This is a genomic window from Nocardiopsis sp. TNDT3, assembly GCF_003427465.1.
Taxonomy (GTDB): Bacteria; Actinomycetota; Actinomycetes; order Streptosporangiales; family Streptosporangiaceae; genus Nocardiopsis; species Nocardiopsis dassonvillei.
In genome coordinates, this window is record NZ_QPFC01000135.1 from 1 (window position 1) to 9,776 (window position 9,776).

Annotated in this window: 9 protein-coding genes; all 9 read right to left on the reverse strand. The window is 71.5% G+C overall.

Annotated features, from left to right (window positions below; all coding sequences use genetic code 11):
• Positions 1 to 53: 53 nt before the first annotated feature.
• Positions 54 to 425, reverse strand: a complete 372-nt coding sequence (locus DQW06_RS03850; RefSeq protein ID WP_013154023.1) for an RNA polymerase-binding protein RbpA — start codon at positions 423 to 425, stop codon at positions 54 to 56.
• Positions 426 to 504: 79 nt separating this feature from the next.
• A complete protein-coding gene (gene secG, locus DQW06_RS03855; protein WP_013154024.1) occupies positions 505 to 741 on the reverse strand; it encodes a preprotein translocase subunit SecG in 237 nt (78 codons plus the stop codon).
• Between the two features lie 275 nt (positions 742 to 1,016).
• Complete coding sequence (gene tpiA, locus DQW06_RS03860) at positions 1,017 to 1,793, reverse strand: triose-phosphate isomerase (RefSeq protein WP_013154025.1); 777 nt, start codon at positions 1,791 to 1,793, stop codon at positions 1,017 to 1,019.
• Positions 1,794 to 1,830: 37 nt separating this feature from the next.
• Entirely contained in the window at positions 1,831 to 3,015 is a 1,185-nt protein-coding gene (locus tag DQW06_RS03865) for a phosphoglycerate kinase (RefSeq protein ID WP_071622424.1), read from the reverse strand.
• Between the two features lie 141 nt (positions 3,016 to 3,156).
• Complete coding sequence (gene gap / locus DQW06_RS03870; protein WP_013154027.1) at positions 3,157 to 4,161, reverse strand: type I glyceraldehyde-3-phosphate dehydrogenase; 1,005 nt, start codon at positions 4,159 to 4,161, stop codon at positions 3,157 to 3,159.
• A 328-nt stretch (positions 4,162 to 4,489) separates the two neighbouring features.
• Positions 4,490 to 5,470 carry a DNA-binding protein WhiA gene (whiA, locus tag DQW06_RS03875; protein WP_013154028.1) on the reverse strand — a complete coding sequence of 327 codons (981 nt, stop codon included), beginning with the start codon at positions 5,468 to 5,470 and terminating at the stop codon, positions 4,490 to 4,492.
• 235 nt (positions 5,471 to 5,705) lie between these two features.
• Positions 5,706 to 6,680, reverse strand: coding sequence for a uridine diphosphate-N-acetylglucosamine-binding protein YvcK (gene yvcK / locus DQW06_RS03880; protein WP_013154029.1), 975 nt, complete (start codon positions 6,678 to 6,680; stop codon positions 5,706 to 5,708).
• 99 nt (positions 6,681 to 6,779) lie between these two features.
• Entirely contained in the window at positions 6,780 to 7,664 is an 885-nt protein-coding gene (gene rapZ / locus DQW06_RS03885; RefSeq protein ID WP_013154030.1) for an RNase adapter RapZ, read from the reverse strand.
• Complete coding sequence (gene uvrC, locus DQW06_RS03890; RefSeq protein WP_117197970.1) at positions 7,661 to 9,688, reverse strand: excinuclease ABC subunit UvrC; 2,028 nt, start codon at positions 9,686 to 9,688, stop codon at positions 7,661 to 7,663. Before uvrC ends, rapZ begins: the two co-directional genes overlap by 4 nt.
• Positions 9,689 to 9,776 lie beyond the last annotated feature (88 nt).

Below are 9,776 nucleotides of genomic sequence, written 5' to 3' on the forward strand. Positions count from 1 at the left end.
GGCCCGTCGCGGTCGCGACGGGCCCCACGGAAAGCCTGTGGGGGAAGGAGCGGCTAGTTCTGCCTGGCCCTCATGTGGGCCTCGACGGCGGCGCGGTCGGCGCGCAGCTTGGCCAGGGCCTCGTCGAGGATGAGCTTGCCCTCCTCCTCGCTGCGGCGCTCCTTCACGTACGCCAGGTGGGTCTTGTACGGCTCGGTGCGCGGCGGCGACGGGGGGTTCGCCTTGTCCTTGCCCGCGGGGAAGCCGCAGCGCGGGCAGTCCCATTCGTCGGGGACCAGCGCCTCGCTCGCGAAGCTGGGCACGACCTCGTGCAGGTTCGCGCAGTAGAACGGAACCCGGACGCGCGGGGCGGCCTCGCCCCGCTCGGCCTCACCCATGGGACCGGCTCCGACACGGCTGCCACGAATGGCACTGCCACTACCCACGAAAAACTCCTTCGGCGAACTCGCTCACCGGTTCTCGGGCGAGCTTGACGGTGGACGGGGTGTGCCCGCGGGTCGCGGGCTACATGCCCCGGTTGATCAGCAGGCCGAGGATGACGATGGCGATGATCCACACGACCCCGATCGCGATGGTCATCCGGTCGAGATTGCGCTCGACCACCGACGATCCGCCGAGCGAGGACGTGACGCCGCCGCCGAACATGTCGGAGAGACCGCCGCCCTTGCCCTTGTGCATGAGCACCAGGAGGACCAACAGCACGCTGAGAAGCATCACGAGGATGGACAGACCGAGGATCACACGCTCACCCGTAGCTCGACCCCGAAGCGGGGGGGTTATGGACCGACCCTCGTTTCCCGTGCGCACCAGCGGTGACACCGGACCGGCGCGGACACCTGGGAATCAGGGGACCGGGGACAATTTCGGATTTTACCGTGCCCTTGGCGGCACGGGCGGGGGAAACCGCGAGGCACGGAGAACCCCACAGCGAAGTCTAGCCCGACCCGGCGACCTGTCGGGCACCCCGCCCGTCACCATCGGGCATCGAAGCGTGACGGGCGGGGTCCTCGCCGCGGCTAGTTGTCGCCGAAGCGGATGATCTTCACGAACTCGTCGGCCTTGAGGCAGGCGCCGCCGACCAGGGCCCCGTCCACGTCGTCCTTGGCCATGATGCCGGGGGCGTTGTCGCCCTTGACCGAACCGCCGTAGAGGACGCGCACCGCGCCCGCGACCTCGGGCGAGTACAGCTCGGCCAGGCGCGCGCGGACGGCCGAGCACACCTCCTGGGCGTCCTCGGGGGTGGCGACCTCGCCGGTGCCGATGGCCCACACGGGCTCGTAGGCGACGACGATCCTCTCGGCCTGCTCGGCCGGGACCTCCTTGAGGGCGCCGTCCAACTGGGCCAGGACGTGCTCGACCTGCTGGCCCGCCTTGCGGACCTCCAGGCCCTCGCCCACGCACAGGATCGGGACGATGCCGTTGGCGAACGCCGCCTTGACCTTGGTGTTGACCAGGGCGTCGTCCTCGCGGTGGTACTCGCGGCGCTCGGAGTGGCCCACCAGCACGTAGGAGCAGTCCAGCTTGGCCAGCATGGACCCGGAGATCTCGCCGGTGTAGGCGCCCTTCTCGTGCGCGGAGATGTCCTGGGCGCCGTAGACGATCTTGAGCTTGTCGCCGTCGACCAGGGTCTGGACGCTGCGCAGGTCGGTGAACGGCGGCAGGACGACGACCTCGGCCTTGTCGTAGTCCTTGTCGTTGAGCGCGAACGCCAGCTTCTGGACGAGCGCGATCGCCTCCAGGTGGTTGTTGTTCATCTTCCAGTTGCCCGCGATGAGCGGCAGGCGCTGGGACATGTCGGCACTTCCTCGTCTGTGAAAGGGGACTTCGGGCTTACTTCAGGGCGTCGATACCGGGCAGGTCCTTGCCCTCCAGGTACTCCAGGCTGGCGCCGCCGCCGGTGGAGATGTGGCCGAAGGCCGCCTCGTCGAAGCCCAGCGCGCGCACGGCCGCGGCGGAGTCGCCGCCGCCGACCACGGTGAAGGCGCCGGAGTCGATCAGGGCCTGGGCCAGCGCGCGGGTGCCCCCGGCGTAGGGCTCCATCTCGAAGACGCCCATCGGGCCGTTCCAGAACACGGTGCGGGCGTCGGCCAGCTTCCGCGCGAAGAGCTCCTGGCTGCGGGGGCCGATGTCCAGGCCCATCCGGTCGGACGGGATGGCATCGACGGCGACCGCGTCGTGCGCGGCGTCGGCGGAGAACTTCTCGGCGGCCACCACGTCCACCGGCAGGACGATCTCCACGCCCTCGCGCTCGGCGCGCTCCAGGTAGCCCTTGACGGTGTCGAGCTGGTCGGCCTCCAGCAGGCTGGAGCCGACCTCGTGGCCCTGGGCCTTGAGGAAGGTGAAGACCATGCCGCCGCCGATGAGCAGGCGGTCCGCGGTGCCCAGCAGGTTGTCGATGACGCCGAGCTTGTCGGAGACCTTGGAGCCGCCCAGGACCACGGCGTAGGGCCGCTGGGGGTCGCCGGTGAGCCTGCGCAGCACCTCGACCTCGTTCAGCACCAGGCCGCCGACGGCGTGCGGCAGCCTGCCGGGCAGGTCGTAGACGCTGGCGTGCTTGCGGTGCACGGCGCCGAAGGCGTCGCCCACGTACAGGTCGGCGAGCTGGGCGAAGCGGTCGGCGAGCTCCCCGCGCTCGGCGTCGTCCTTGCTGGTCTCCCCCGGCTCGAAGCGCACGTTCTCCAGCAGGGCGACCTGACCGTCCGTGAGGGCCTCGGAGGTGGCGCGGGCCGACTCCCCGGCGGTGTCGGAGGCGAAGGCCACCTCGGCGCCGAGCAGTTCGCCCAGGCGGGCGGCGACCGGGCGCAGAGAGTAGCGGGGGTCCGGGGCTCCCTTGGGGCGGCCCAGGTGGGCGGCGACGATGACGCGGGCGCCGCGCTCGCGCAGCGCGGAGATGGTGGGCACGGCCGCGCGGATGCGCCCGTCGTCGGTGATGCGGTCGCCGTCCAGGGGCACGTTCAGGTCGGCCCGGACGAACACGCGCCTGCCGGAGACGTCGAGGTCGTCGATCGTCCGCATGCTGGGTCTCCTCTTGGAATGTGGGGTGTGGCGGTCCCGGGCGGTGGAGCCGGGAGGGGCGCGCACGACGGCACCCCTCCGCGCGCACTGCGGGCGAAGGGGTGCCGTCTCACGCGCCGGTGGCCATGAGGGCCGTGGACGCTACAGGCCGGAGCCGACCAGCTTGGCCAGGTCGACCAGGCGGTTGGAGTAGCCCCACTCGTTGTCGTACCAGCCGACGATCTTGACCTGGTTGCCGAAGGCCATGGTCAGCTTGGAGTCGAAGGTGCACGAGGGCGAGGTGCCGACGATGTCGGAGGAGACGATCTCGTCCTCGGTGTAGACGAGCACGTCCTTGAGCGGACCCTCGGCGGCGGCCTTGAACGCGGCGTTGACCTCGTCCTTGGTGACTTCGCGCTCCAGGGTGACGACCAGGTCGGTCACGGAGCCGTCGGGCACGGGGACGCGCATGGCCATGCCGTCCAGCTTGCCCTGGAGCTCGGGGATGACCAGCGCGGTGGCCTTGGCGGCACCGGTGGTGGTCGGGATGATGTTCTGCGCGGCCGCGCGGGCGCGACGCAGGTCCTTGTGCGGGAAGTCCAGGATGACCTGGTCGTTGGTGTAGGCGTGGACCGTGGTCATCAGGCCCTGCTTGACGCCGAAGTTGTCCAGGAGGACCTTGGCCATCGGCGCGACGCAGTTGGTGGTGCAGGAGGCGTTGGAGATGACGTGGTGGTTGGCCGCGTCGTACTTGTCGTCGTTGACGCCCATGACGACGGTGATGTCCTCGCCCTTGGCCGGGGCGGAGATGATGACCTTCTTGGCGCCGGCCTCGATGTGCTTCTTGGCGTCCTCGGCCTTGGTGAAGATGCCGGTGGACTCGACCACCACGTCCACGTTCAGGTCCGACCAGGGCAGCTGGGCCGGGTCGCGCTGGGCCAGGACCTTGATGGTCTTGTCGCCCACGCGGATGAAGTCGTCGCCGACCTCGACGTCGCCCTCCAGGGTGCCGAGCACGGTGTCGTACTTGAGCAGGTGCGCGAGCGTCTTGGTGTCGGTGAGGTCGTTGACCGCGACGATTTCGATGTCGCTACCACCAGCGGCGACCGCGCGCCAGAAATTGCGGCCGATCCTGCCGAAGCCGTTGACGCCTACACGGATGGTCACGGAACCAATCTCCTCATATATCGCACATCATTTCCACCCGGGCATTAACCCCCGCCTGGAACGCCGTACTCCGGGGTCAACCGGCCGACCGCCATGAGCAGGTTCAACGCACACAGGGTGTTCACCACGAGCCTAGCGGAGCACCGGCGAAGAGCCGCTGCTGGGCCACGGCCGAGCCTGCGGGCCCGGTGGATTCGCGACCATCCTGGCACCGCGAGGCGGAGAGGTCTATACCATTTTCCGAAGTTATCCCGGAGTTTTCGCAGTTAACAAAGCCGAACATCGGTGTTACGGCGCCAGCGCCCGGGGGCCGGGGGAGGGCTCAGGGTCAGGGGACCAGCATGTCCGGGGTCAGGTTGGCCTCGGTGCCCTCGATGCCCAGGTCGCTCGCGCGCTTGTCGGCCATCGCCAGCAGCCTGCGGATACGTCCGGCGATGGCGTCCTTGGTCAGCGGCGGGACGGACAGCTGTCCCAGCTCCTCCAGGGAGGCCTGCTTGTGCGCCAGGCGCAGCTGCCCCGCGGCCACCAGGTGCTTGGGCGCGTCCTCGCCCAGGATCTCCAGGGCCCGCTCCACGCGCGCGCCCGCGGCCACCGCCGCCCGCGCGCTGCGCCGCAGGTTCGCGTCGTCGAAGTTGGCCAGCCGGTTGGCGGTGGCGCGCACCTCCCGGCGCATCCGCCGCTCCTCCCAGGCGAGCACGCTCTGGTGCGCGCCCAGCAGGGTCAGCAGCGCGCCGATGGAGTCGCCGTCGCGGACCACCACCCGGTCCACGCCGCGCACCTCGCGCGCCTTGGCGTGCACCTTGAGCCGGCGTGCGGCGCCCACCAGCGCCAGCGCGGCCTCCGGTCCGGGGCAGGTCACCTCCAGCGACATCGACCGGCCCGGCTCGGTCAGGGAGCCGTGCGCGATGAACGCGCCCCGCCAGGCCGACTCGGCGTCGCAGGCTCCGCCGGCCACCACGTGCCGGGGCAGGCCGCGCACCGGGCGGCCGTTGTTGTCCACTAGCCCCGTCTGCCGGGCCAGCGACTCGCCGTCCTTGATCACCCGGACCACGTACCGGTTGCCCTTGCGCAGGCCGCTCGGGGACAGCACGACCACCTCGGACTCGTGGCCGAAGACCTCGGAGATGTCCTTGCGCAGACGGCGCGCGGCCGCGCCCGTGTCGAGTTCGGCCTCGATCACGATGCGCCCGCCCACCAGGTGCAGGCCCCCGGTGAACCGCAGGATGGTGGACACCTCGGCTTTGCGGCAGCATGGCTTGAGAATGGTCAGCCGGCTCAACTCATCCTTCACCACGCCGGTCATCGCCATCGCTGAGGTCCTCCCCGTCACACAACCCGACCCGGCACCACGCACTCGGCACCGGGGATGCGCCGCCGTGGCCCGGCCACGAGCGGCTTACTCCGTGGCAGACTACGTGACCGGGCGCTGGCTGCCGACCCCCGCACGGCGTGTTGCCCATCCGCCGACCAGCCGCGCCGCGCGCCCTGGGGGCCTTCGTGCCGGTGTGCGGCCAATTGCCCTCGACCTGCGAGGACCGCGGCCCTCAGCCCTCCAGGATCCTCTCGAAGGCCGCCGCGAGCCGGTCGGGGTCGTGTCTCGGTGTGCCGTCGTCGCGGGACAGCTCCGCCAGCTCCAGGCGCCCGCCCAGCTCGCCGACCGCCCGCACCAGGGGCTCGGGCTCCTCCACGGTCCCCCGGTCGGCGAGCACCACGTCCACCCCCAGCTTGGGCGCGTGCTCGCGCAGCACCTCCAGGTAGGTCTCGGGGCGGAAGCCGTCGGTCTCGCCCCGCTGCGGGGACAGGTTCAGCGCCACCATCCGCTTGGCGCGGGTGGTGACCAGGGCGTGCGCCAGGTCCGGGACCAGCAGGTGGGGCAGCACGCTGGTGAACCACGACCCGGGGCCGAACACCACCCAGTCGGCCTCGCGCACCGCCTTGACCGCCTGCGGGCTGGCGGGCGGGTCCTCGGGGATGAGTGAGATGGAGCGCACCTTGCCGCTGGTGCTGGCGCACGCCACCTGGCCGCGCACCGTGGTCAGCTCCTCGGGCCGCGCCGGGTCGATCCCCGACACCTCGGCGGCGATGTCCAGCGGCACCGACGACATCGGCAGCACCCTGCCGTGCGCGCCCAGCAGCTGGCCCACCCAGTCCAGGCCCGCCACGGAGTCGCCGAGCAGCTCCCACAGGGCCACGATCAGCAGGTTGCCGACCGCGTGGCCGTGCAGTTCGCCCTCGGAGCGGAAGCGGTGCTGGATCACCTCGCTCCAGGTGTGGCCCCACTCGTCGTCGCCGCACAGCGCGGCCAGCGCCATGCGCAGGTCGCCGGGGGGCAGGACGCCCAGCTCCCGGCGCAGGCGGCCGCTGGAGCCGCCGTCGTCGGCGACGGTGACGACCGCCGTCACGTCGGTCGTCACCCTGCGCAGGGCCGACAGGGAGGCGTGCAGGCCGTGCCCGCCCCCCAACGCGACCACCCGGGGCGGACGCCGCCCGTCACCGTCGGGTGCTGTGCTCTTCGCCATGGCTGTGGTCTGCCCCTCGTCCCATGTCCACCGGACGAATCGGACCGTACCACCGAGAACGGTGCACCGCGGGCAGGGCGCGTGTCGGGCGCCCGCGGGTCACTCCCGGCCGACGTCCCGGTGGACCACGTGCACGTCCACACCCTGCCCGCGCAGCCGGTCGGCGAACTGCTCGGCCATGGCCACGCTGCGGTGCTTGCCCCCGGTGCAGCCCACCGCCAGCGTCATGTAGTGCTTGCCCTCGCGCTGGTACCCGGCGATGGTCAGCTTGAGGACGTCGGAGTAGGCCTCCAGCATCTCCTTGGCCCCGTCCTGGGCCAGGACGTAGTCGCGCACCGCGTCGTCACGGCCGTTCATCGGGCGCAGCTCGGGCACCCAGTGGGGGTTGGGCAGGAAACGGCAGTCCAGCACCAGGTCCGCGTCCACCGGCAGGCCGTGCTTGAACCCGAAGGAGACCACGTTGGCGCGGGGGCGCGCCTCGTCGCTCTCCCCGAAGAAGCCGATCACCCGGGCCTTGAGCTGGTGCACGTTGAGCTGGGAGGTGTCGATGACCAGGTCGGCCTCGCCGCGCACCGCCCGCAGGGTCTCGCGCTCGCGGTCGATGCCGTCGGTCAGGCGCCCGTCGCCCTGGAGGGGGTGGGGCCTGCGCACGCCCTCGAACCGGCGGACCAGGGCGTCGTCACCGGCCTCCAGGTAGAGCACGCGCGCGGTGATGTCGCGCTTGCGCAGTTCCTCCACCGTGGACAGCAGGTCCTCGGTGAAGGCCAGCGAGCGCACGTCCACGACCACGGCGACCCGCGGCACCGCCCCGTGCGTGCGTCCGGCCAGCTCGATCATCGTCGGCAGCAGGCCGGGCGGCAGGTTGTCCACCACGAACCAGTCCAGGTCCTCCAGGGCCCTGGCCGCCGTGCTGCGGCCCGCACCGGACATGCCGGTGACGATGACCACCTCGGGTGGCAGTTCCCCACCCAGTTCGACCGTCATGCGTCTCCTCCCCCGTCAGTGATGTGCTGTGCTGGTGCCCCGTCGCCCCGCCCCTCCGTCGTGGCGGGGCCGCCGGACAGGTGTGCGTGCACGGCCTCGGCCAGCTTGGGGCCGATCCCGGGCACCGCCGCGATCTCCTCGGCCGTGGCCGAGGCGAGCCTGCGCACCGAGCCGAACGCCTTGATCAGGGCCGTCCTGCGGGACGGCCCCAGACCGGGCAGCTCGTCCAGGCTGCTGCCGGTCAGCGCCTTGGCGCGCTTGTGCCTGTGGTACTGGATGGCGAAGCGGTGGGCCTCGTCGCGCACCCGCTGGAGCAGGTAGAGCCCCTCGCCCGCGCGGGGCAGGATCACCGGGTCCTCGTCGCCGGGCAACCACACCTCCTCCAGGCGCTTGGCCAGACCGCACACGGCGACGTCCTCGATCCCGAGTTCGTCCAGGGCGCGGCGCGCCGCCTCGGCCTGGGGCCGGGCGCCGTCCACCACCACCAGGTTAGGCGGATAGGCGAACTTCCCGGGTGACGGCTCGTCGTCGCTTTGGTGACCACCGTGGTCGCCGGTCTCCCCCATGCGGGCGACCTCGCCGCTGCGGGCGCTCTCCTCCAGGTAGCGCCGGAAGCGCCGGTGGACGACCTCGTACATGGCCGCGACGTCGTGCTGTTCCCGGCCGCCCTCGCCGCTGCCGCGGACGGAGAAGCGGCGGTACTCGGACTTGCGGGCCAGGCCGTCCTCGAAGACGACCATGGACGCCACCACGTGCTCGCCCTGGAGGTTGGAGATGTCGAAGCACTCGATGCGCAGCGGCGCCTCGGGCAGCTCCAGGGCCTCCTGGATCTCCTGGAGGGCGCGGCCGCGGGTGCTCAGGTCCCCGGCCCGGTGGGTCTTGTGCCGGGCCAGCGATTCGGCCGCGTTCTTGGCGACGGTCTCCATGAGGGACTTCTTGTCGCCCCGCTGCGGCACCCGCAGGTCCACCGAGGAGCCGCAGTGCTCCGACAGCCAGGCGGCCATGGCCTCGGGGTCGGCGGGCTCATGGGAGACCAGGACCTCGCGGGGTACGGCGGTGCCGGTGCCCCCGCTCTCGTCGTCGCCCCGGGTGGGACCGTAGATCTGGCCGAGGAAGGTCGCGATCAGCTCGCCGGGGCCGTCGTCGGCCACCTTGTCCACCACGTAGCCGCGCTGTCCGCGGATGCGCCCGCCGCGCACGTGGAAGATCTGCACGGCCGCCTCCAACTGGTCGTCGGCCACGGCGATGACGTCGCAGTCGGTGGAGTCGGGCAGGACGACGGCCTGCTTCTCCAGGGCGGCGCGCAGGGCCTCGATGTCGTCGCGGATGCGGGCGGCCCGCTCGTACTCCATCTCCCCGGCGGCCTCGCGCATCCGCCCCTCCAGCTCGCGCAGGAACCGGCCGGTGTCGCCCGCCAGGAAGGAGCAGAAGTCCTCGGCCAGGGCCCGGTGGTCCTCGGGCGAGGCCTTGCCCACGCAGGGGGCCACGCACTTGCCGATGTAGCCGAGCAGGCAGGGGCGGCCGCTGTTGCGGGCGCCGCGGAAGACCCCCGGGGAGCAGGTGCGCACGGGGAAGACCCGCAGCAGCAGGTCCACGGTCTCGCGGATGGCCCAGGCGTGGGAGTAGGGGCCGAAGTAGCGCACCCCCCTGCGCTTGGCGCCGCGCATGACCTGCACCCGGGGGAACTCCTCTTGGAGGGTGACCGCCAGGTAGGGGTAGCTCTTGTCGTCGCGGTACTTGACGTTGAACCGGGGGTCGTACTGCTTGATCCAGGAGTACTCCAGCTGGAGGGCCTCCACCTCGGTGCCCACGATCGTCCAGTCGACGTCGGCCGCGGTGGAGACCATCTGCTGCGTGCGCGGGTGCAGTCCGGCGAAGTCGCGGAAGTAGGAGGAGAGGCGGGACCGCAGGTTCTTGGCCTTGCCCACGTAGATCACGCGTCCGGAGGAGTCCCGGAACCGGTACACGCCCGGGTCGGTGGGGATGGAACCGGGCGCGGGGCGCAGGTGAGGAGTCGCAGCCATGGTCCCATTGTGGTAGGTCGGGGGGACATACGGCCAACCGAGCCCCGTACGCTCCGTGCGTGGCACGTCTCACCCCGCCGCCCTCCCC

Coding starts and splice junctions, on each gene's coding strand:
- tpiA (WP_013154025.1), bottom strand. CDS start 1,793: ATGTCCCAGCGCCTGCCGCTCATCGCGGGCAACTGGAAGATGAACAAC.
- DQW06_RS03865 (WP_071622424.1), bottom strand. CDS start 3,015: ATGCGGACGATCGACGACCTCGACGTCTCCGGCAGGCGCGTGTTCGTC.
- whiA (WP_013154028.1), bottom strand. CDS start 5,470: ATGGCGATGACCGGCGTGGTGAAGGATGAGTTGAGCCGGCTGACCATT.
- yvcK (WP_013154029.1), bottom strand. CDS start 6,680: ATGGCGAAGAGCACAGCACCCGACGGTGACGGGCGGCGTCCGCCCCGG.
- rapZ (WP_013154030.1), bottom strand. CDS start 7,664: ATGACGGTCGAACTGGGTGGGGAACTGCCACCCGAGGTGGTCATCGTC.
- uvrC (WP_117197970.1), bottom strand. CDS start 9,688: ATGGCTGCGACTCCTCACCTGCGCCCCGCGCCCGGTTCCATCCCCACC.